The following is a 20,634-nucleotide window of genomic DNA, read 5'->3' as shown; positions in this document are numbered from 1 at the left end:
GCTGGGCGACGGCGCCGTCAGGCGCCCGGCAGTCTCGGCTGGAGTAGGCATTGGCCGGGAGCCTGTCGGCTCCTGTCGCCCGACAGAGTCGGCCTCCTACAAGGCATCAGGCAACGGCAGTCAGAGCCCCGCGGTATCGCGGATCAGCCTGAACAGCTTGCGGGCGCTGGCGGGGGGCTTGCCCCGTTCGCGTTCGCGCTGGGCATTGCGGATCAGCTGGCGCAGCGCCTGGCGATCGACGTCGGGGAAATCGGCGATGAACGCCTCCACGGCGGCGTCGCCCTCCTCGAGCAGGCGGTCCCGCCACTTCTCCAGGCGATGGAAGGCGTGGTCGCGGCGCAGCGTCTCCTGCTCGATCTCGGCGTAGACGGCCTTGATCGCCTCGAGGTCCTCGCGGCGCATCACCTTGCCCACGTACTGCATGTGGCGACGGCGCCCCTCGTGGGAGCGGACCCGGGAGGTCTCCTCCACGGCGGCCAGCATGTCGTCGGAGAGGGGAAAGCGGGCGCGCTCGGCGGGGGTCATGGCGATGATCGCCTCGCCCAGCGCCTGCAGGGCGTGCATCTCGCGCTTGAGCTGCGACTTGCTGGGGCGCTCGTCGTCATCGGGCTGCTGCTGGATAAGCTGCTCGAGCAGCTCGCGGGGAGAATCCTGGGACATGCCGCTTCCATGGTTGAGGCTTAAGATTCGACAGAGTATACCAGCCCGCGCTCGCGGGCTGTGTCACGAACATCACGACCCTTTCGGCCTGCGGGCCGGATGACGAGGAGAATCACATGACACAGGCTTTCGATGCCGTCGACCAGCAGGCCCTGCTGGAATCCCGTGCCCGCACCGCCCTGGCGCTCGCCCGGCAGCTGGGAGCCGATGCCTGCGAGGTGGGCGCCAGCGTGGACCAGGGGATCGGCGTCAGCGTGCGCGAGGGCGAGGTGGAGACCGTGGAGCTCTCCCGCGACCAGGGCATCGCCGTCACGGTCTACGTGGGCAAGCGCAAGGGCAGCGCCTCCTCCACGGATGCCGGCGAGGCCTCGATCCGCGCGGTGGTGGAGAAGGCGCTGGCGATCGCTCGCCACACCGGCGAGGACCCCGCCGCGGGCCTGGCCGATGCCGAGCTGATGGCTCGTGAGCTGCCGGACCTCGAGGTCCACCACCCGTGGGCACTCTCCACCGAGGAGGCCATCGAGCTGGCGCTGGCCTGCGAGGCGGCGGGCCGGGGGCGCGCCGGCATCAAGAGCTCCGACGGCGCCTCGCTCTCCAGCGGCGAGGGGGTGCGGGTCTACGCCAACAGCCACGGCTTCCTGGGCAGCCAGCGCGGCAGTCGCCACTCGCTCTCCTGCATGCTGATCGCCGAGGACGAGGGCGGCATGCAGCGCGACTACGACTACACCAGCGCCCGCGATCCCAGGCAGCTGCTGGCCCCGGAAGCGGTGGGCGAGAGCGCCGCCGAGCGCACCCTGCGGCGCCTGGGTGCGCGCCGTCCGGCCACCGGTCGCCTGCCGGTGATGTTCGACCCGACGCTGGCCGCCGGGCTGGTCGGCTCGCTGATGGGCGCCATCGCCGGCGGTGCCCTCTATCGCCAGGCCTCCTTCCTCTGCGACCGCCTGGGCGACCCGCTCTTCCCGGTGTGGTTCGGCCTGCAGGAGCGGCCCATGGAGGTGGGGGCCATGGCGAGTTCGCCCTTCGACAACGACGGCGTGCAGACCCGCGACAACGTCTTCATCGAGAACGGGCGACTGGCCAGCTACATGCTCTCCGCCTACAGCGCCCGACGCCTGGGGAGGCAGACCACCGGCAATGCCGGCGGCGCGCGCAACCTGCGCCTCCTGGCGCCGCTCACCCCGCGTGAGGAACTGCTGTCCCGCATGGGCAGCGGGGTGCTGGTGACCGAGCTGATGGGGCAGGGCGTCAACCCGGTGACCGGCGACTACTCCCGGGGCGCGGCGGGCTTCTGGGTGGAGAATGGCGAGATCCGGCACCCGGTGGAGGAGTTCACCATCGCCGGTAACCTGGAGGCGATGTTCAAGGGTCTGGTCGGCATCGGCAGCGACACCGACACCCGCGGCAGCATCCACACCGGCAGCTGGCTGATCGACGAGATGACCGTGGCCGGCAGCTGACATCGCCCAGTTAGCTCGGGAGTCCCAGTTTCCATCGGAGAGGGATGAGCGAGCGCAGCGATTCCGCTACTCATCCTCGTCGAAGCGGGCCTCGAAGAGGGCCTGTATGGCGTCCAGGGCCGCCTCGGCGTCATCGCCCTCGGCGCTCACGGTGAGCTCGGTCCCGCAGGGGGCAGCGAGCATCAGCAGCGACATGATGTTGGCGGCGTCGCCCTGCAGGGGGCCATTGGCCACGGTGACGCGCGAGGCGAAGGGCTGGCAGCACTGCACCAGCTTGGTGGCGGCGCGGGCGTGCAGGCCGCGCTTGTTGGTGAGGGTCAGCTGGCGTTGCGGCACGCGTCAGTTTCCTTGCTTTCCCTGGCCGTCGGGCGCTTCCTCCGCCCCTCCGGACTGGCGGGCCAGGGTGTCGTGGATGCCCAGCTCGCGGTGGCGCAGCCGCACGTTGGGGTGGTGCTCGGCCAGGCGCGCCGCGAGGCGCTCGGCCAGGTAGACGGAGCGGTGCTGGCCGCCGGTGCAGCCGATGGCCACCGTCAGGTAGCTGCGGTGGCTGGCCCGGTAGGCCGGCATCCAGCGCTCGACCCAGCCGAGGATGTCGTCGAGCATCTCGGCGACGATCGGGTAGCCCTCGAGGAAGGCGATGATCTCGGGGTCGCGGCCGGTGGCGCTGCGCAGGCGCGGGTCCCAGTAGGGGTTGGGCAGGCAGCGGGCATCGAAGACGATGTCGGCATCCAGGGGCACGCCGCGCTTGAAGCCGAAGGACTCGATGGTCAGGGTCAGCTGTTCGGCGCGGTGACGGGCCACCTGGTCGCTGATGCGTCCGCGCAGCTCGTGGACCGACAGGCGCGAGGTATCGATCACCAGGTCCGCCAGGTCGCGGATCTCGGCGAGCGCCTGCTCCTCGGAGTCGATGGCCTCGGCCAGGGTCATGTGGCTGTCCCGGGTCAGGGGGTGGCGGCGGCGCGTGGCGGAGTAGCGCTCGAGCAGGATGCGGGCATCGGTGGTCAGGTAGATCACCTGGCAGTCGATGCCGCGGCTGCGTACCTCCTCGAGCAGGCTGGGGAAGCGCTGCAGGGCCTGGGGCAGGTTGCGCGCGTCGATGCTCACGGCAATCGACGAGCGAGGCGATTCCGCGCCCTTGAGCTCGTCGACCAGCGACCCGAGCAGCATGGCGGGCAGGTTGTCGATGGCGTAGTAGCCGAGGTCCTCGAGCGCCTGCAGCGCGATCGACTTACCCGAGCCGGAACGGCCGCTGATGATCACGAGCTGCATGACGGGTCTCCTGGTCATTGAAGTGGCCGGGCGGCCCGCAGGGCTCAGGCCTGTCGTCGGATCGCCTCGATGAGTCGCTCGTGGAGCTCGCGCTGGCTCTCGCTGCGGCGCAGGGCGCTGCGGGTATCGGCATCGTTCATGATGCCGGCCACCTGGGCCAGCAGGGCCAGGTGGGCGTCGTCGGCCTCTTCCGGCACCAGCAGCACGAAGACCAGGTCGACCGGCTCGCCGTCGATGGCATCGAAGTCCACCGGCTCGGCCAGCTTGAGGAAGCCGGCGATCGGGGTCTTGCAGTGGGGGCTCCGGGCATGGGGAATCGCCACCCCGTTGCCGATGCCGGTGCTGCCCAGCCGTTCACGGCCGATCAGGCGGCTGAAGACTTCCTGACTGTCGAGGCTGGGGGTGTTCTGGGCGATGAAGGTGCTGAAGAACTCCAGCACCCGCTTCTTGCTTCCCCCGGGCACACCGAACAGGGTGCGCTCGGGGGGCAGGATGGTTTCCAGTGTCATGGTGAATCAGCGGGCGCCGGCGCCCTGGGCGCGGGCCTGGGCCTTCTCCTTGTGCTTGACCAGCTGGCGGTCCACCTTGTCGGCCAGGGCATCGATGGCGGCGTACATGTCGCCGTCCTGGGCTTCGGCATGCAGGTCGGCACCGGCGGCGTGCAGGGTGCAGGCGGCGAGCTGGCGCTCCTTCTCCACGGACAGGGTCACCTGGACATTGGTGATGTTGTCGTAGTGGCGCTCCACGCGAGCCAGTTTCTCGTTCACATAGCCACGCAGGGCATCGGTCAGTTCCACATGATGGCCGGTGATGTTGACTTGCATGACACGCTCCTTGCTCGTTGGTTGTGATTCGATTGTAACCCTTTTTCCTGCCTTGCATACCCCCCGCGCCGGCAGCGTCGAGCGGTGCGTTGACGCGGGTCAGCGAAGGCGCTTGCGCTCGCTGGAAGAGGGGATGCCCATGGCCTCGCGGGTGACTGTGGAGAGCGCCACGGTCCACCCGGATTCAACGCAGCCGCTTGCGCTCGCTGGAGGAGGGGATTCCCATGGCCTCCCTGTACTTCGCCACGGTCCTGCGCGCCACCTGGATGCCGGCTTCGTCGAGCAGGGCGACCAGCTTGCTGTCGGAGAGCGGCTTGCGCGGGGGCTCCTCCTGGATCAGCTTGCGGATGCGGGCGCGAATGGCGGTGCTGGAGTGGGCGTCGCCCTCGCCGTTGCCGCCGACATGGCTGGAGAAGAAGTACTTCAGCTCGAACACGCCCCGCGGGGTATGGATGTACTTCTGGGTGGTGACCCGGGAGATGGTCGACTCGTGCATCTCCACCGCCTGGGCGATGTCGGCCAGGATCAGCGGCTTCATCGCCTCCTCGCCCTGCTCGAGGAAGTCGAGCTGGCGGGCCATGATCTCGCGGCCGACCCGGAGCAGGGTGTCGTTGCGGCTGGAGAGGCTCTTGAGCAGCCAGCGCGCCTCCTGCAGGTGGTCCTTGAGGAACTGGTTGTCCTGGCTCTTGTCGGCGCGGCGGATCAGGGCGGCGTAATCGGGCTGGATCCGCAGCCGCGGCAGGGCGTCCGGGTTGAGCTCGATCTTCCAGCCGCGGCTGTCATAGCGGGCGACGAGGTCGGGGATCACGTAGTCGCTGTCCACGCTGGCGAAGGCGCTGCCGGGTCGCGGATCGAGCGAGCGGACCAGGGCGATCACCGTTTCCAGGTCGTCGTCGTCGAGCCCCAGCCGCCGCTTGAGCAGGCGGCGGTCGTCGCCGGCCAGGGCCTCGAGGAACTGGCGCACCAGGCGGCGGGCCTGGGGCAGCAGGGGGGTGTTGTCGGGCAGGGTGGCGAGCTGCAGCATCAGGCACTCGCGCAGATCGCGGGCGAAGACCCCGGTGGGCTCGAACTGCTGCAGGCGCAACAGCACCTGCTCCACCTCGCGGCTGCGCAGGCCGTCGAGGCCCTGGCGGCGCAGCCCGTCACGAATCTCGTCGAGGGGCTGGGCCAGGTAGCCGGCGTCGTCCACGGCATCGATCAGGCTCTCGGCGATCTGCAGCTGGCGAGGCTCGAGGTCGGTCATTGCCAGCTGCCAGGCGAGGTGGCCCCGCAGGCTCTGTCCCTCGGCCTGGCGCTCGAAGTCCGGCCCTTCCCCCCCGCCGGCGGGGGCGCCCAGGTCCTGGTAGGTGTCCGACCAGTCGCTGTCGGTGGAGAGTTCCGCGGGGATCTCGCTGGACCAGTCATCCTCGGGTGTCTCGGCGACCGCCTGCTCGCCGAACCCCTCCTCGAGTTCCAGCATCGGGTTGGACTCCATCGCCTGCTGGATCTCCTGGCGCAGGTCCAGGGTGGAGAGCTGCAGCAGGGCGATGGCCTGCTGCAGCTGGGGGGTCATGGTCAGCTGGGTGCCGACGCGCAGCTGAAGGGAGGCTTTCATGGCCATCGGTGAGGTCTGCTCTCTTCGCCGGAAAGCCTCACCCTAGTCCGCGGCAGGGCCCGATGCAAGCCTCCGGGAGAGGAAAATGCAGCAATAAGCGTGCCAAGCGCAATCCTCATGCCGTCGCGATATAACGACATGTACTTCAGTGACTTGTGGAAGCGTTCGGGCTAGAGACGGAAGTCCTCGCCCAGGTAGACCTCACGCACCCGCTGGTTGGCGAGGATCGAGTCGGGGCTGCCCTCGGCGATGATCTTGCCGTCGCCGACGATGTAGGCGGTGTCGCAGATGTCGAGGGTCTCGCGGACGTTGTGGTCGGTGATCAGCACGCCGATGTCCCGGGCCTTGAGCTGGCGGATGATGCCCTTGATCTCCCCCACCGAGATGGGGTCGACGCCGGCGAAGGGCTCGTCGAGCAGGATGAAGGCGGGCTCGGTGGCCAGGGCCCGGGCGATCTCCACCCGGCGCCGCTCGCCCCCGGAGAGGCTCATGCCCAGGTTGTCGCGGATATGCGTCACATGGAACTCCTCGAGGAGCTGCTCGAGGCGGGCGCGGCGGGCCGGGCGGTCGAGGTCCTTGCGGGTCTCGAGGATCGCCATGATGTTGTCGGCCACCGAGAGCTTGCGGAAGATCGAGGCCTCCTGGGGCAGGTAGCCGATCCCGGCCCGGGCGCGCTGGTGCATGGCGGCCCGGGAGAGGTCGAGCCCGTCGATGTACACCTCGCCGGCATCGGCGCGCACCAGGCCCACGATCATGTAGAAGGAGGTGGTCTTGCCGGCGCCGTTGGGGCCCAGCAGGCCGACGATGCGGCCCTGGTCGATGGAGAGGCTGATGTCCTGCACCACGCGGCGGCGCTTGTAGCTCTTGGCCAGGTGGCGGGCGTGAAGGGTCTTCATGGGGTCGCCTTACTGCTCGGGCTGGAGGGTCATGCGGATGCGCTGGCGTCCCTCGACGCCTTCGCCCTCGGCACGGGCCTGGACCACGCGGCGGTCGAGGAAGTACTCGAGGTAGCCGCCGTCGAAGGTGTCGCCGCCCTGGTGCAGCTCGGCCCGGTCGATCAGCTCCACCCGGCGTTCGGCCACGTGGTAGATGATGGTGCGGCCCCAGCCCCGGACCACCGGCTCGGCCGGGTCGGGCTGCTGCTCGATATAGGCGCGCTCGCCGGTGGCGATGGCACGGGTGAGCTCGCCGGCGGCGTTGCGGCGGATCTCCACCCGGTCGCCGGTGAGCTGCATGCTGCCCTGGCGGATGTCCACGTCGCCGGTGTAGACGGCGGTGCCGGCGCGGTCGTCCAGGTCGAGGCGGTCGGCCTCCACCTCGATGGGCGCGGAGGCATCTCCCTGCTGCGCCAGGGCCGGGGCGGTGGCCAGCGGCAGCAGCAGGCAGAGCAGCAGGGCGAAGGGGGGCTTCATGGCGGGGACTCCTCTCGGGTCTCGGGCGGATGGTGGCCGCGCACATTGTCGGTCAGCCGCGCCCGGTTGTCATGGATCCAGGCATCGAAGCGGTCGCCGCTCATGCGCTGGGGGGGCTGGCGCAGCAGGGCCGGGGTGTCGCTCCAGGCGTGGCCGGTATCGGCGTCGAAGTGCAGGACCTCGGTGTCTAGCTGCCAGCGCTCCTCGGGGGCGTTGAGCCGGGCGTCGCCGGAGAGCGTCAGCGGGTTGCCGCCGGGCCCCAGCACGCCGCTGTCGGCCCGGGCGTACCAGACCCGCCCGGCGCTGTCGTGGAGCCGGGCGTCGGGGGTCTGCAGGCGGGTCACGTCGTCGTGGGGGGTATGCACCAGGCGCGGCGTGTCGAGGCGCTGGTGGGCGCGGCCCTCGGCGTCGAAGCGGGTCAGGCGGGCGCCCTCGAGGTAGTAGTCGGGCTCGCCCGCCTCGTCCCGGGGGACCTCCCCGTACTCCGGCCCGCCGCGCGGGTCGAGCAGGACGAGGGCGCCGCCCAGGGCCAGCAGGATCAGCAGCAGCCAGACCCGGAAGGAGGGGCGGGGCAGGGACCACGCCATGGGCTCAGTTGACCCCGTGGAGGTAGGTGTCGAGCACCGCGTCCCAGTGGCCCTGGGCCCTCAGCAGGGTGTCACAGATCTCGCGCACGGCGCCGTGGCCGCCGGCCCGTTCGGTCACCCAGTCGGCATGCTTCTGGATGTAGTCCGGGGCGGAGGGGACGCTGATGCCGATCCCGGCGCGCCGGATGGCGCCCACATCGGGCATGTCGTCGCCGCAGTAGGCCGCCTGGTCGAACTCGAGGCCGAGCCGGGTGCAGAGGTCGCGCAGCACCGGCAGCTTCTTCTCCACGCCCTGGAAGACGTGCTTGATGCCCAGGGCGGCGGCCCGCCGGCTCACCGTGGGGGAATCCCGGCCGGTGATCAGCGCCACTTCGATGCCGGCCCGCTTGAGCAGCTTGAGGCCGTGGCCGTCCATGACGTTGAAGGCCTTGATCTCGATGCCGTCGGCCTGGAAGTAGAGCTGGCCGTCGGTGAGGACGCCGTCCACGTCCAGGGCCAGCAGGCGGATCCGGCGCAGCCGGTCGACCAGGCGGGGGTCTTGCAGGGGAGAAACGTGGGTCATGGGGACTCCGGGAGGGTGGGGGATGGCATCAGATGACACCGCTGGCCAGCAGGTCGTGCATGTGCAGGGCGCCGATCGGTCGGCCCTGGTCATCGACCACGGCCAGCGCCGAGATGCGGTGGTCTTCCATCAGGCGCACAGCCTCGGCGGCGAGCATCTCCGGGTGGGCGCGCTTGCCGGGGACGGTCATCACCTCGTCCACGGTCAGGGCGCCGAGGTCGCGGTGCTGGTCGAGGGTGCGGCGCAGGTCGCCGTCGGTGTAGACGCCGACCAGGCGGCCCGTGTCATCGACCACGCAGGTGAAGCCGAGCCCCTGGCGGGTGATCTCCAGCAGGGCGTCGCGCAGCGGGCTGCCCAGGGGCACCCGGGGCAGGCGGCTGCCCTGGTGCATCAGGTCGGCCACGCGCAGCAGCAGCCGCTTGCCCAGGCTGCCGCCCGGGTGGGAGCGGGCGAAGTCCTCGGCGGTGAAACCGCGGGACTCCAGCAGCGCCACGGCCAGGGCGTCGCCCAGTGCCAGGGAGGCGGTGGTCGACGAGGTCGGGGCCAGGTCCAGCGGGCAGGCCTCGCGCTCGACCCCGGCATCCAGGTGGGCCTCGGCATGGCGGGCCAGGGTCGAGGTGGGCCGGCCGGTCATGCTGACCAGCGGCACCCCCATGCGCTTGAGCAGCGGCAGCAGGGCGGTGACCTCGGCGGTCTCGCCGGAATGGGAGAGGGCCAGCACCACGTCGCCGGGGGTGATCATGCCGAGGTCGCCGTGGCTGGCCTCGCCGGGATGCACGAAGAAGGCCGGCGTGCCGGTGCTGGCCAGGGTGGCGGCGATCTTGCCGGCGATGTGGCCCGACTTGCCCATGCCGGTGACGACCACCCGGCCTCGGCAGGCGAGGATCAGCTCGCAGGCACGGTCGAAATCGGCATCGAGGCGCTCGATCAGCGCGGCGATGGCCTGCTGCTCCAGCAGCAGGGTGCGGCGGGCGCTGTCGCGCAGGGTCGAGGGCGCGGGGCCCGGGGTGGCGTCTTGGGTCATGGCGATGATTGTTGCCTGTTGCGGGGTTTCACTCAAGCCGAGCGTCGGAGGAGGTCGCGACCGGTGCCGTTCAGCCGCTGACGCTGGCCAGGCCGAGCCAGGCCAGGTAGCCGAGGTAGGCGAGCAGCAGCAGCATGCCGGGCAGCCGGCCCAGGCGGCCGCGACGGTACCAGAGCAGCAGCATGCCCAGCGCCAGGGTGAGCAGCAGCATCACCGGGTAGTCGCGGCTGGCCGCGGCCGGGTCGATGGCGCCCGGGGCCAGCAGGCCGGGCACCGGGAGCACGGCGAGCAGGTTGAAGAGGTTGGAACCGATCACGTTGCCGATGGCGATATCGTGGTGGCGCTTCAGGGCGCTGGCCACGCAGGCCGTCAGCTCCGGCAGGCTGGTGCCGATGGCCACCACGGTCAGGCCGATGGCCAGCTCGCTGACCCCGAGCCCGCGCGCCAGTTCGCTGGCGCCCCAGACCAGGGCGCGGGAGCCGGCCACCATGACCGCCAGGGTGGCCACCAGCCAGAGCAGCGCCCGAGCCAGGCGCATGTCGGGGATGGTCCCGGCCTCTGCCCCGGCCCCGGGGGCATCGGGGGTGTCGGCACGAAACAGCCACCACAGGCTGAACACCAGCAGCAGGAGCAGGAAGAGGGCGTCGAAGCGGCCGAGGACGCCGTTGGCCAGGGCGTAGCCGGCCAGGCCCGTGGCACCGAGCAGCAGGGGCAGCTCGCGGCGCACCAGGGAGAAGCGCACCGGGACCGGCACCACCAGCGCGGTGACGCCGAGCACCAGGCCGATATTGGCGATGTTCGAGCCCAGCGCGTTGCCGATGGCCAGGTCGGGGATGCCGTCCAGCGAGGCCATCACCGAGACCACGATCTCCGGGGCGGAGGTGCCCAGGGCGACGATGGTCATGCCCACCAGCAGGGTGCTCATCCCGGCGCGATGCGCCGTGGCGGCCGCGGCACCGACGAAGCGCTCGGCGCTCCACAGCAGGGCAGCCAGGCCAAGCAGCACGACGATCAGGGGAACCAGCATGGGGGACCCTTCCTTGGTCGCGGGAAAGGGCGCCCATTAAACGGCCTGGGGGCGGCCGGTGCAAGCGGCGGCGCGCGCGGAGGTGGCGTTGCCGAGCCCGGTTAGGATACGATGTTCGATAATTCTTTGCTGGGATGACAGGCCGATGAGCGACACTCCCTTCGTGGTGGTGGAGGGGCTGCATTTCTCGCGGGGCGACACGGAGATCTTCCGCGGCGTCGACCTGCAGATTCCGCGTGGCAGGATCACCGCCATCATGGGGCCCAGCGGCACCGGCAAGACCACCCTGCTCAAGCTGATCGGCGGGCAGCTGGCGCCCGACGCCGGCCGCGTGACGATCGACGGCGAGGAGGTGCACCGGCTGTCGCGCAAGGCGCTGTTTGCCCTGCGTCGCCGGATGGGCATGCTGTTCCAGAGCGGGGCGCTGTTCTCCGACCTGAGCGTGTTCGAGAACGTCGCCTTCCCGCTGCGGGTGCATACCGACCTGCCGGGCGCCATGGTGCGCGACCTGGTGCTGATGAAGCTCGAAGCGGTGGGCCTGCGCGGCGCCCGGGAGATGATGCCCGCGGAGCTCTCCGGCGGCATGGCGCGCCGGGTAGCGCTGGCCCGGGCGATCGCCCTGGACCCGGAGCTGATCCTCTATGACGAGCCCTTCGTGGGGCAGGACCCGATCTCCATGGGCGTGCTGGTGCAGCTGATCAAGCGGCTCAACCAGGCCCTCGGGCTCACCTCCATCGTGGTCTCCCACGACATCAAGGAGACCCTGACCATCGCCGACTATGTCTACGTGATCGCCGACGGCCAGGTGATGGCCCACGGCACCCCCGAGAGCCTCGACGTGGACCAGGACCCGCGCGTCAGCCAGTTCGTCCACGGCGAGCCGGACGGCCCCGTGCCCTTCCACTATCCGGCGGTGGACTACTTCAAGGACATTCTGAGTGCGGGGGGCGGGCGATGATCGCGCGGGTGATGCGCCTCGGGCGCCGCGGCTGCGACCTGCTCGAGGCACTGGGCCGGGCCGGGATCTTCGTGGCCCAGTCCGCCATCGGCGTGCCGTCCCGGGAGGGGTGGGCCCTCTGGTTGCGCCAGATGCACTTCGTCGGCGTGCTGTCGCTGGCCATCGTGCTGGTCTCGGGGCTGTTCATCGGCATGGTCCTGTCGCTGCAGGGGTACACCATCCTGGTCGATTTCGGCGCCGAGCAGGCGCTGGGGCAGATGGTGGCGCTGTCGCTGCTCCGCGAGCTGGCGCCGGTGGTGGCGGCGCTGCTGTTCGCCGGCCGGGCCGGGTCGGCGCTGACCGCCGAGATCGGCCTGATGAAGGCCACCGAGCAGCTCACCAGCATGGAGATGATCGGCGTGGACCCGCTGCGCCGGGTGGTGGCGCCGCGGCTCTGGGCGGGCTTCGTCTCACTGCCGCTGCTGACCATCGGCTTCAGCGTGGTGGGCATCTACGGCGGCTACCTGGTGGGTGTCGAGTGGCTGGGAGTCTTCGAGGGCTCCTACTGGGGCAACATGCAGGCCAGCGTCGCGTTCATCGGCGACGTGGGCAACGGCATGGTCAAGAGCCTGGTCTTCGCGGTGGTGGTCACCTGGATCGCGGTGTTCCAGGGCTATGACCTGGTGCCCACCTCGGAAGGCATCTCGCGGGCCACGACTCGCACGGTGGTCTACTCCTCCCTGGCGGTGCTCGGTCTCGATTTCGTGCTGACCGCGGTGATGTTCGGGGGGCTCTCCTGATGCCTTCCACCCCTTTGTCTGGTCCCCCTGCGGTTGGCACGCTGCCTGTCGGTAGCGGGGCGTTGATGTTCGGAGAAACACGATGAAGCGCAGCAAGATGATGGAGCTCGGCGTCGGCCTGTTCATGCTGGCCGGCATCCTGGGGCTGGTGTTCCTGGGCCTGCGGGTCAGCGGGTTGACCTTCCAGGCCCCGGGCGACAGTTTTCGCCTGGAGGCGAACTTCGCCAATATCGGGGGGCTAAAGCCCCGTGCGCGGGTCACCATGGCCGGCGTCACCGTGGGGCGGGTGGCGGCGATCGAGCTCGACACCGACTGGTACGACGCCCGGGTGATCCTCGAGCTCGATGGCGACCTGGAGGGCAGGCTCTCCCGGGACACCACCGCGGCGATCCTCACCGCCGGCCTGCTCGGCGAGCAGTACATCGGGCTCTCGGTGGGCGGCGATCCCGAGACCCTGGCCGCGGGTGACACCATCCGCGATACCCAGTCGGCCATCGTGCTGGAAGAACTCATCCAGCAGTTCGTGTCCAACATGGTCAGCGATTGACGCGCGTGCGCGTCGATCTGGTTTGTCTCAAGGAGAGTTGACTGCATGAACCGTCTTTACCTTCCCCTCCGTTCGCTGCTGGCGGGCCTGCTGCTGGCGGGCCTGCTGCTGGCCCTGTTCGCGCTGCCGGCCAGTGCCGCTCCCGAACGCACGCCCGAGCAGCTGATCCGCCACAGCGTCGAGGAGCTCACCGGCCAGATCGAGGGGCGGCGCGACTACTTCGCCGACAACCTCGACGAGCTCAAGGCGCTGGTGGACGACAGCCTCGATGACATCGCCGACTTCCGCTACATCGGGGCCAGCGTGATGGGCCGCTACTTCCAGAACGCCTCCCCGCAGCAGCGCTCGCGCTTCGTGGAGACCTTCCGCCAGACCCTGATCGACACCTACACCCGGGGCCTGGTTACCTTCGACTACCGCGAACTGCGCGTGCTCGATGCCCAGCGCGCCCCGCGCCACGAGGACCAGGCCAGCGTCGACATGGAGGTGGTGGCCATGGACGGTACCGTCTACCCGGTCAGCTACTCGCTGCGACTCTCCGGCGACGAGTGGAAGGTCGTCAACGTGATCGTCAACGGCATCAACCTGGGGCTGACCTTCCGCAACCAGTTCGACCAGGCCATGCGTGACCAGGGCCGCGACTACGATGCCGTGATCGACGGCTGGTCGCCGGAGCTGGCCGTCGAGGAGCTGGAGGAGGGCGGCGACGCATGAGCGTGCTGCTCGAGCATCGCGGGGCCCGGCTGGAGGCCACGGCCGAGGGCCTTCGGGTGAGCGGGCGGGTGGGGTTCGATGCCGCCGCCGCGCTGGCCGCCTCCGGCCGCGACTGGCTGGTCGGCCAGCCGGCCGGCACCCGGGTGGTCTTCGACCTGTGCGGCGTGGCGGGGGTCAGCAGCGCCGCGCTCAGCGTGGTGCTGGAGTGGATGCGCTGTGCCCGTGCCGCGGGGCTCAAGCTGCGCACGGTGCGCCTCTCGCACTCCCTGCAGCGTCTCACCGAGGTGGCCGGACTCGACCGGCTGCTGCCGGTGGCCGAAGCGGACGCCTGAGGCGCCCCTGGCCGCCGGCATCGCCAAGCGCGGCGCTTTTCTTTACCATGTGTCCCTTGCTCGATCCGAGCCATCGGCCGCGCCGCGGCCGATGGCCTTCCCATCCCCAGCATCACAGGAGTGCCGGTTCATGCAACCCAGCGAAGTCAAGGCGCTGCTCGAGGCGCGCGTCGAGGGCTGCGAGTTCCATATCCAGGGCGAGGGCTGCAACTTCCAGGTCGTGGCCGTGGGCGAGGTCTTCGATGGCCTGTCGCCGGTCAAGCGGCAGCAGCTGATCTACGGCGCGCTGGCCGACGAGATCGCCAGCGGTGCCCTGCATGCGGTGAGCATCAAGACCTATACCCCGGCGCAGTGGGACAGCGCGCCGGAGAACGCCAGCGCCTGACGGGCGAACCTCCATGGACAAACTGATCATTACCGGCAACGGCCCCGTGGACGGCGAGGTGTGGGCCAGCGGGGCCAAGAACGCCGCGCTGCCCATCCTCTGCGCCACCCTGCTGGCCGAGGAGCCGGTAACCATCGGCAACCTGCCGCACCTGCAGGACATCACCACCACCCTGGAACTGCTCGGCCATCTCGGCGTCGAGCCGGTGATGGGCGAGAAGATGACCATCCAGCTCGACGGCGCCCAGGTGAAGCACTGCGACGCCCCCTACGAGCTGGTCAAGAAGATGCGCGCCTCCATCCTGGTGCTGGGGCCGCTGCTGGCCCACTTCGGCCACGCCGATGTCTCGCTGCCCGGCGGCTGCGCGATCGGCTCGCGTCCGGTGGACCTGCACCTGCGCGGCCTCGAGGCCATGGGCGCCGAGATCCGCGTCGAGGGTGGCTATATCCGGGCGCGGGTGGATGGTCGCCTGAAGGGCGCCACCATCTTCTTCGATACCGTGACGGTCACCGGCACCGAGAACCTGCTGATGGCGGCGACGCTGGCCGACGGCACCACGGTGCTGGAGAACGCCGCCCGGGAGCCTGAAGTGGTCGACTTGGCCGAGTGCCTGATCGCCATGGGGGCGAAGATCCGCGGCCACGGCAGCGATACCATCACCGTCGAGGGCGTCGAGCGCCTGCACGGTGCCTACCACGATGTGATGCCGGACCGCATCGAGACCGGCACCTTCCTGGTGGCCGCGGCGCTGTCGCGGGGGCGGGTGCGGGTGCGCCGGACCCGCGCCGATATCCTCGAGGCGGTGCTGGCCAAGCTGGAGGAGGCCGGCGCCGAGATCACCACCGGCGACGACTGGATCGCGCTGGACATGCACGGCAAGCGTCCGAAGGCGGTCAACATCCGCACCGCGCCCTATCCGGCCTTTCCCACCGACATGCAGGCGCAGTTCGTGGCCATGAACGCGGTGGCCGAGGGCACCTCCCGGGTGGTGGAGACCATCTTCGAGAACCGCTTCATGCACGTCCAGGAGCTCAACCGCATGGGCGCGAAGATCGCCCTGGAGGGCAACACCGCGGTGATCGAGGGAGTCGAGCGCCTCTCCGGTGCCCCGGTGATGGCCACCGACCTGCGTGCCTCGGCCTCCCTGGTGATCGCGGCGATGATGGCCGAGGGCGAGACCCGGGTCGACCGCATCTACCACATCGACCGCGGCTACGAGTGCATCGAGGAGAAGCTGCAGCTGCTGGGCGCGCAGATCCGCCGCGTGCCGGGCTAAGGACGACCAAGGCGAGAGCATGAGTAAACAACTGATCCTGGCCCTCTCCAAGGGCCGCATCCTGGACGAGACCCTGCCGCTGCTGGCCGACGCCGGCATCGAGCCTGCCGAGGACCTGGGCAGGAGCCGCAAGCTGCTGTTCGACACCAACCTGCCCGACGTCAAGCTGGTGGTGATCCGCGCCACCGACGTGCCCACCTATGTGCAGCTGGGCGCCGCCGACCTGGGCGTGGCGGGCAAGGACGTGCTGCTCGAGCACGGCGCCGAGGGGCTCTACGAGCCGCTGGACCTGGAGATCGCCCGCTGCCGGCTGATGACCGCGGGGATCACCGGCGCCGAGCCGGCCCGCGCAAGGCGCCGCGTGGCCACCAAGTTCGTCGGCGTGGCCCGGCGCTGGTATGCCGAGCAGGGCATCCAGGCCGAGGTGATCAAGCTCTACGGGGCCATGGAGCTGGCGCCGCTGATGAACCTGGCCGACGAGATCGTCGACATCGTCGACACCGGGAATACCCTGCGTGCCAACGGCATGGAGCCCCGTGAGCTGATCGCCGACATCAGCACCCGGCTGGTGGTCAACAAGGCCGCCATGACCATGAAGCATGCGCGTATCAAGCCGCTGATCGAGCGCCTTGGCGAGGCGGTGGCGGCGCGCCGCGAACCGGCCGTGAGTTGAGCAGACCGCCCTCATAGCCTGGACGCGTCGACGTGATAGCCGCCGGCGGTTTGCCAGCCGTTCGCCGAGGCAGAAGAATGATCGACAGACCCGAACGTTACGGAAGCTTCCCATGACCGAGATATCCGTCTCCTCCGGCATCGCCCGGCTCGCCACCGCCGACGCGGGCTTCGAAGAACGCCTGTCGTCCCTGCTTGCCTGGGAAGGCGTCTCCGACGCCGCGGTGCAGCAGCGCGTCGACGAGATCATCGAGGCGGTCAGGCGCCGCGGTGACGCGGCCCTGGTCGAGGCCAGCAACCGCTTCGATCGCCTCTCGGCGACGACCATGGCCGAGCTGACCCTCTCCGCCGAGCGCCTGCGCCAGGCCTATGATGGCCTGCCCGCCGCCCAGCGCGAGGCGCTGGCCCAGGCCGCCGAGCGGATCCGCCTCTACCACGAGCGGCAGAAGCCCGAGTCCTGGCACTACACCGAGGCCGACGGCTCCGTGCTCGGCCAGCAGGTGATGCCCCTGGACCGCGCCGGCATCTACGTGCCGGGCGGCAAGGCCGCCTATCCCTCCTCGGTGCTGATGAACGCCATCCCTGCCCACGTGGCCGGGGTGCGCGAGATCATCATGGTAGTGCCGACCCCGGATGGCGTGCTCAACGAGCTGGTGCTTGCGGCGGCCCACCTGGCGGGGGTCGACCGCGTCTTCACCGTGGGTGGCGCCCAGGCGGTGGCGGCACTGGCCTACGGCACCGAGACGGTGCCGCGGGTCGACAAGATCGTCGGGCCCGGCAACATCTACGTGGCCACCGCCAAGCGGGCGGTGTTCGGCCAGGTGGGGATCGACATGATCGCCGGCCCCTCGGAGATCCTGGTGGTCTCCGACGGCGGCACCGACCCCGAGTGGCTGGCCATGGACCTCTTCTCCCAGGCCGAACATGACGAGGACGCCCAGGCGATCCTGGTGAGCTGGGACGCCGCTCACCTCGATGCCGTGGAGGCCGCCATCGAGCGGCTGCTGCCGACCCTGGAGCGCGAGGCGATCGTGCGTGAGTCCCTGGCGCGCCGGGGGGCGCTGATCGAGTGCGCCAGCCGCGAGGAGGCGATGGCGCTGATCAACCGCATCGCCCCCGAGCACCTTGAGCTCTCGGTGGCCAACCCGGAGGGCTGGCTGCCGGAGATCCGCCACGCCGGGGCCATCTTCATGGGCCGCTATACCGCCGAGGCACTGGGCGACTACTGCGCCGGCCCCAACCACGTGCTGCCCACCTCGGGCACCGCGCGCTTCTCCTCGCCGCTGGGGGTCTATGACTTCCAGAAGCGCTCCTCGATCATCCACTGCTCCGCCGAGGGGGCCTCGGAACTGGGCAAGGTGGCCTCCGTGCTGGCCCGCGGCGAGTCGCTGACCGCCCACGCCCGCTCCGCCGAGTACCGCATCAAGGAGTGAGCCCGGGCCAGCCGGATGGATTTGCCGATACACAGGAGGCCCCGCCATGGCGGGGCCTCCTGCATTGCGGCGGATCGCGAAGCGCGCGACAGGCTACTCCGGCCGGCGCAGCTCCGGTGCGGGTCGCTCGCCCACCTCCAGGGTGACCTGAAGGGTCTCGCCGCCGCGCACCACGGTGAGAGGCAGCGTCTCGCCGGGTGCCACGGCGGCGATATCGGACATGGTCACCCGCGCATCGAGGATCGGCCGCCCGTCGATGGCCAGCAGCACGTCGCCCGGTTGGAGGCCGGCCTGGGCCGCCGGGCCGCCGGGCACGACGCCGGCGATCACCACGCCGCGGGGGGCCTGCAGGCCGAAGGAGGCGGCCAGCTCCGGGTTGAGCTCCTGGGCCTCGACGCCCAGCCAGCCGCGGATCACCCGGCCCTGGGTGACCAGCTCCTCGAGGATGTTGCGGGCCAGGTTGGCCGGGATGGCGAAGCCGATGCCCTGGGAGCCGCCGGAGCGCGAGAAGATGGCGGTGTTGATGCCCACCAGGGCTCCCTCGGGATTGATCAGGGCGCCGCCGGAGTTGCCGGGGTTGATGGCGGCGTCGGTCTGGATGAAGTCCTCGTAGGCGTTGAGCCCCAGGTGGCTGCGGCCGGTGGCGCTGATGATGCCCATGGTCACCGTCTGCCCGACGCCGAAGGGATTGCCGATGGCCAGGGAGACATCGCCCACGGCCACCTGGGCGGAGTCTGCCAGCTCTATCACCGGCAGGTCGTCGAGGTCGATGCGCAGCACGGCCAGGTCGCTCTCCGGGTCGGTGCCGATCACCTCGGCTAAAGTCTCGCGGCCGTCGCGCAGGGCCACCTGGATCTGGTCGGCCCCGCCGATCACGTGGTGGTTGGTGAGCACATAGCCGTCCTCGCTGACGATGACCCCGGAGCCGAGGCTCGAGAGCATGCGCTGGCGCGCCGGCATGTCGTCGCCGAAGAACTGGCGGAAGAAGGGGTCGGACATCAGCGGATGCTGGTCGCGCTCCACCACCCGGGAGGAGTAGATGTTGACCACGGCGGGGGCGGCGCGCTCCACGGCCGCGGCATAGCTCACCGGGCCCTGCTCGCGGCTGAGCGGCTGGGCCTGGCGAATCTCGGGCGCCGGCCGCGAGCCGGATTCCCGCGGCGCCTCGACCTGCGGCGATACCGACAGGGGAGGCGTGGCACCGGGAGACTGGAGCGTCGGCGGGGCGGCGGGCGGCGCCTGCCGACCCGTCAGCTGCGGGAAGGCGTTGAGCAGCACCACGGCCAGCAGCACGCCGATGAGGATCGGCAGCAGGAAGGGCAGCAGGGGGCGCAGGGGGCGGAACATGCGGTTGATCGTCCTTGTGGCGGGCGGTCGCGGGGGCAGGGGCCCCGCCGGTACAATGAGGGAATGGTAACATTCTCACCCAGTGGACGTATGGAGGTCCCGATGACGAATCGCGATGCGCTGGTGGCCGCCTGTGACCGGGAGCTGGTGCCTGAGCGCTTCAAGGACTACACGGTCAACGGCCTGCAGGTCGAGGGGCGCGACCGGGTGGTCCGGGTGATGAGCGGCGTGACGGCCTGCCAGGCGCTGGTCGACGAGGCGGTGGCCTGGCAGGCCGACCTGGTGCTGGTGCATCACGGCTACTTCTGGAAGAACGAGCCGGTGGCGATCACCGGCATGAAGCGCCGGCGCCTCCGGGCCCTGCTCGCCCACGACATCAGCCTGCTGGCCTACCACCTGCCGCTGGACGCCCATGCGGACCTGGGCAACAACGCCGAACTGGGCCGCCGGCTAGACTTTGCGGTCGACGGCTGTGCCGACGGCGAGCTCGGCGAGGGGCTGGTGTGGCTGGGGTCGCCGCCCGAGGGGCTCGACGCCCGGGGGCTCGCGCAGCACGTCGGACAACGCCTGGCGCGCGAGCCGCAGCTGGTCGAGGCGCCGGGGGGTGGCGTGGTGCACCGGGGGCGCCCAGGACATGATCACGGCGGCCAGGGAGGCGGGGGCCGATGCCTTCATCTCGGGGGAGATCTCCGAGCGTACCACCCACCTGGCCCGGGAACTGGGCATCCACTACCTGGCGGCGGGTCACCACGCCACCGAGCGTTACGGTGTCCAGGCGCTGGGGGCGTGGCTGGCCGCCCGGTTCGACATCGAGCACCGCTTCGTGGACATCGACAACCCCGCCTGAGTCGGCCCTAACGCATGCGCCCCGAGGAGGTCTCGGGGCGCGTCGCTGCCGGGTGGGAAAGGGCCTCGGTAGCGCGGGGGCTGCGGCGCCTTGCTCGCCTCGTCGTTCTTCAGGCCGGGACCTTGTCGAGAGCTCGGACAGGGTGACGCGGTGTGTTCAGTAGCGCGGGGGTTGCGGCGCCTTGCTCGCCTCGTCGTTCTTCAGGCCGAGACCCTGTCGAGAGCTCTGAGAGGGGGCCGCGGTGGCCTCGGTAGCGCGGGGGCTGCGGCGCCTTGCTCGCCTCGTTGTTCTTCAGGCCGAGACCCTGTCGAGAGCTCTGAGAGGGTGCCGCGGTGACCTCAGTAGCGCGGGGGCTGCGGCGCTCTGGCCTCCTCGTCGTTCTTCAGGCCGAAATCCTCTGAAAGAGTGCCGCCGGTGCCGTCGGCGTAGTCGCGGGGGGTGGGCAGGGCCTCCTCGGTGTCGTTGGCGGCGGGGGCGGTCGTGACCTCCAAGCCTCGTGCCCGGGGCTTGCCGCCCAGGGCCTCGCTGTCCTGGGCCAGGCGTCGGGCCAGGGCCTCGCTGTCACGCTGCAGGGAGTCGACGAGGGTGGACATCTCCCCGAAGTGGTCGCCCAGACCCTCCTTCAGCGCGGCCAGCTCGCGGTCGCGCTCCGCGAGGCGCTGGCGTAGCCGCTGCTGGCCGGCGGCGCTGGCATTGAGCAGGTGATAGCCCAGTGCCCCGATGCCGATGCCGGCCAGCAGGCAGGCAATGGCCAGAATCCAGTTGATGTTGCTGTCGTCCACGTGTCTCTCCCTGCGGCTGTGGGACGATCCGGCGCGAAGCGGATCCGGAGTCCCGGGGCGGCTGGCCCCGGCAGCCCATTATAGGGCCGAGGTTGCGCGTCGGGTCAACGCGCCGGTGGCGATGCGAAGCGGCGGCGAGGGGCGTA

24 protein-coding genes and 1 pseudogene are annotated in these 20,634 nt (G+C 70.3%); 11 read left to right on the top strand and 14 right to left on the bottom strand.

What is annotated here, in order from left to right; all coding sequences use genetic code 11:
* Window positions 1–120: 120 nt before the first annotated feature.
* A complete protein-coding gene (gene yjgA, locus NFC98_RS11880) occupies window positions 121–660 on the bottom strand; it encodes a ribosome biogenesis factor YjgA (protein ID WP_254275173.1) in 540 nt (179 codons plus the stop codon).
* A gap of 116 nt (window positions 661–776) precedes the next feature.
* On the opposite strand from yjgA, the gene pmbA reads away from it, so the two are divergent.
* The gene (gene pmbA / locus NFC98_RS11875) at window positions 777–2,117 is read left to right on the top strand and encodes a metalloprotease PmbA (RefSeq protein WP_254275172.1); all 1,341 of its coding nucleotides are present in this window, start codon (window positions 777–779) and stop codon (window positions 2,115–2,117) included.
* Window positions 2,118–2,183: 66 nt separating this feature from the next.
* Here pmbA and NFC98_RS11870 read toward each other — a convergent pair whose 3' ends face one another.
* The 11 genes from NFC98_RS11870 to NFC98_RS11820 form a co-directional block, all read right to left on the bottom strand.
* Entirely contained in the window at window positions 2,184–2,453 is a 270-nt protein-coding gene (locus NFC98_RS11870; protein WP_183330063.1) for an HPr family phosphocarrier protein, read from the bottom strand.
* A gap of 3 nt (window positions 2,454–2,456) precedes the next feature.
* Window positions 2,457–3,386, bottom strand: coding sequence for an RNase adapter RapZ (gene rapZ, locus NFC98_RS11865; RefSeq protein WP_254275171.1), 930 nt, complete (start codon window positions 3,384–3,386; stop codon window positions 2,457–2,459).
* A 44-nt stretch (window positions 3,387–3,430) separates the two neighbouring features.
* A complete protein-coding gene (ptsN, locus tag NFC98_RS11860) occupies window positions 3,431–3,895 on the bottom strand; it encodes a PTS IIA-like nitrogen regulatory protein PtsN (RefSeq protein WP_183330065.1) in 465 nt (154 codons plus the stop codon).
* A gap of 6 nt (window positions 3,896–3,901) precedes the next feature.
* A complete protein-coding gene (raiA, locus tag NFC98_RS11855) occupies window positions 3,902–4,210 on the bottom strand; it encodes a ribosome-associated translation inhibitor RaiA (RefSeq protein WP_183330066.1) in 309 nt (102 codons plus the stop codon).
* A gap of 184 nt (window positions 4,211–4,394) precedes the next feature.
* Window positions 4,395–5,810 carry an RNA polymerase factor sigma-54 gene (locus NFC98_RS11850; RefSeq protein WP_254275170.1) on the bottom strand — a complete coding sequence of 472 codons (1,416 nt, stop codon included), beginning with the start codon at window positions 5,808–5,810 and terminating at the stop codon, window positions 4,395–4,397.
* Window positions 5,811–5,974: 164 nt separating this feature from the next.
* Window positions 5,975–6,700, bottom strand: coding sequence for an LPS export ABC transporter ATP-binding protein (gene lptB / locus NFC98_RS11845; protein ID WP_254275169.1), 726 nt, complete (start codon window positions 6,698–6,700; stop codon window positions 5,975–5,977).
* Window positions 6,701–6,709: 9 nt separating this feature from the next.
* The gene (lptA, locus tag NFC98_RS11840; protein ID WP_254275168.1) at window positions 6,710–7,216 is read right to left on the bottom strand and encodes a lipopolysaccharide transport periplasmic protein LptA; all 507 of its coding nucleotides are present in this window, start codon (window positions 7,214–7,216) and stop codon (window positions 6,710–6,712) included.
* Window positions 7,213–7,803, bottom strand: coding sequence for an LPS export ABC transporter periplasmic protein LptC (lptC, locus tag NFC98_RS11835; RefSeq protein WP_254275167.1), 591 nt, complete (start codon window positions 7,801–7,803; stop codon window positions 7,213–7,215). The genes lptA and lptC overlap by 4 nt, the downstream gene beginning before the upstream one ends.
* 4 nt (window positions 7,804–7,807) lie before the next feature.
* Window positions 7,808–8,365, bottom strand: a complete 558-nt coding sequence (locus tag NFC98_RS11830) for an HAD family hydrolase (RefSeq protein WP_183330071.1) — start codon at window positions 8,363–8,365, stop codon at window positions 7,808–7,810.
* A gap of 28 nt (window positions 8,366–8,393) precedes the next feature.
* A complete protein-coding gene (locus tag NFC98_RS11825) occupies window positions 8,394–9,389 on the bottom strand; it encodes an SIS domain-containing protein (RefSeq protein ID WP_183330072.1) in 996 nt (331 codons plus the stop codon).
* Between the two features lie 70 nt (window positions 9,390–9,459).
* A complete protein-coding gene (locus NFC98_RS11820) occupies window positions 9,460–10,416 on the bottom strand; it encodes a calcium/sodium antiporter (protein ID WP_254275166.1) in 957 nt (318 codons plus the stop codon).
* A 145-nt stretch (window positions 10,417–10,561) separates the two neighbouring features.
* On the opposite strand from NFC98_RS11820, the gene NFC98_RS11815 reads away from it, so the two are divergent.
* The 9 genes from NFC98_RS11815 (at window position 10,562) to hisD (ending at window position 17,512) form a co-directional block, all read left to right on the top strand.
* Window positions 10,562–11,374, top strand: a complete 813-nt coding sequence (locus NFC98_RS11815; RefSeq protein ID WP_254275165.1) for an ABC transporter ATP-binding protein — start codon at window positions 10,562–10,564, stop codon at window positions 11,372–11,374.
* Window positions 11,371–12,153, top strand: a complete 783-nt coding sequence (gene mlaE / locus NFC98_RS11810; protein ID WP_254275164.1) for a lipid asymmetry maintenance ABC transporter permease subunit MlaE — start codon at window positions 11,371–11,373, stop codon at window positions 12,151–12,153. Before NFC98_RS11815 ends, mlaE begins: the two co-directional genes overlap by 4 nt.
* A gap of 82 nt (window positions 12,154–12,235) precedes the next feature.
* Window positions 12,236–12,700 carry an outer membrane lipid asymmetry maintenance protein MlaD gene (gene mlaD, locus NFC98_RS11805; protein WP_183330076.1) on the top strand — a complete coding sequence of 155 codons (465 nt, stop codon included), beginning with the start codon at window positions 12,236–12,238 and terminating at the stop codon, window positions 12,698–12,700.
* Between the two features lie 45 nt (window positions 12,701–12,745).
* Window positions 12,746–13,414 carry a phospholipid-binding protein MlaC gene (locus NFC98_RS11800; protein ID WP_254275163.1) on the top strand — a complete coding sequence of 223 codons (669 nt, stop codon included), beginning with the start codon at window positions 12,746–12,748 and terminating at the stop codon, window positions 13,412–13,414.
* Window positions 13,411–13,746, top strand: a complete 336-nt coding sequence (locus NFC98_RS11795; RefSeq protein ID WP_254275162.1) for a lipid asymmetry maintenance protein MlaB — start codon at window positions 13,411–13,413, stop codon at window positions 13,744–13,746. Before NFC98_RS11800 ends, NFC98_RS11795 begins: the two co-directional genes overlap by 4 nt.
* A gap of 130 nt (window positions 13,747–13,876) precedes the next feature.
* On the top strand, window positions 13,877–14,131 hold the full coding sequence (locus NFC98_RS11790) for a BolA family protein (RefSeq protein WP_183330079.1): 255 nt from the start codon (window positions 13,877–13,879) through the stop codon (window positions 14,129–14,131).
* 13 nt (window positions 14,132–14,144) lie between these two features.
* The gene (gene murA / locus NFC98_RS11785; RefSeq protein ID WP_254275161.1) at window positions 14,145–15,407 is read left to right on the top strand and encodes a UDP-N-acetylglucosamine 1-carboxyvinyltransferase; all 1,263 of its coding nucleotides are present in this window, start codon (window positions 14,145–14,147) and stop codon (window positions 15,405–15,407) included.
* A 19-nt stretch (window positions 15,408–15,426) separates the two neighbouring features.
* Window positions 15,427–16,080: an ATP phosphoribosyltransferase gene (hisG, locus tag NFC98_RS11780; RefSeq protein ID WP_254275160.1), complete on the top strand. Its 654-nt coding sequence runs from the start codon at window positions 15,427–15,429 to the stop codon at window positions 16,078–16,080.
* Window positions 16,081–16,192: 112 nt separating this feature from the next.
* Complete coding sequence (hisD, locus tag NFC98_RS11775; protein ID WP_254275159.1) at window positions 16,193–17,512, top strand: histidinol dehydrogenase; 1,320 nt, start codon at window positions 16,193–16,195, stop codon at window positions 17,510–17,512.
* 93 nt (window positions 17,513–17,605) lie between these two features.
* Here the strand turns inward: hisD and NFC98_RS11770 are convergent, their stop codons facing one another.
* On the bottom strand, window positions 17,606–18,859 hold the full coding sequence (locus NFC98_RS11770) for a S1C family serine protease (RefSeq protein WP_254275158.1): 1,254 nt from the start codon (window positions 18,857–18,859) through the stop codon (window positions 17,606–17,608).
* 102 nt (window positions 18,860–18,961) lie between these two features.
* Here NFC98_RS11770 and NFC98_RS11765 point away from each other — a divergent pair.
* Window positions 18,962–19,706, top strand: a pseudogene (locus NFC98_RS11765) (Nif3-like dinuclear metal center hexameric protein).
* 338 nt (window positions 19,707–20,044) lie between these two features.
* Here the strand turns inward: NFC98_RS11765 and NFC98_RS11760 are convergent.
* The gene (locus tag NFC98_RS11760; protein ID WP_254275157.1) at window positions 20,045–20,488 is read right to left on the bottom strand and encodes a YhcB family protein; all 444 of its coding nucleotides are present in this window, start codon (window positions 20,486–20,488) and stop codon (window positions 20,045–20,047) included.
* Window positions 20,489–20,634: the final 146 nt, after the last annotated feature.

The sequence above is a fragment of the Halomonas sp. 3H genome, assembly GCF_024206005.1.
In the GTDB taxonomy this organism is placed as follows: domain Bacteria; phylum Pseudomonadota; class Gammaproteobacteria; order Pseudomonadales; family Halomonadaceae; genus Halomonas; species Halomonas campaniensis.
Note: the sequence above shows the minus strand (reverse complement) of the source record. Positions and strands in the feature narration are given on the sequence as shown.